Source organism: Cobetia sp. SIMBA_158 (genome assembly GCF_046566945.1).
Taxonomy (GTDB): domain Bacteria; phylum Pseudomonadota; class Gammaproteobacteria; order Pseudomonadales; family Halomonadaceae; genus Cobetia; species Cobetia amphilecti.
In genome coordinates, this window is record NZ_JAWJYL010000953.1 from 1 (window position 1) to 243 (window position 243).

Here is a 243-nt window from a genome sequence, read left to right on the forward strand (position 1 = left end):
GCCGGCGCTGATCAAGGTGCGTCGCCATCTGTTGCGCGGAGCCCTTGAGTGGCAACCCGGCGTGATGATCGGCATCGATGGCCCGGACTTCAATCTGGGGCTCGGGCTGCGCCTGCGCAAGCAGGGCATCACCACTGCACACTACGTCCGCCCCTCCGTGTGGGCCTGGCGTCAGGGGCGCGTGAAGACCAATCGCCGCGCCGTCGATCGCATGCTGACCTTCCTGCCCTTCGAGGCCGCCTT

General features: G+C 67.5%; 1 pseudogene. It reads left to right on the plus strand.

The annotated features are described in order from the left end of the window. Nucleotides 1-243, plus strand: a pseudogene (locus R2R70_RS22625) (lipid-A-disaccharide synthase); the annotation flags it as partial.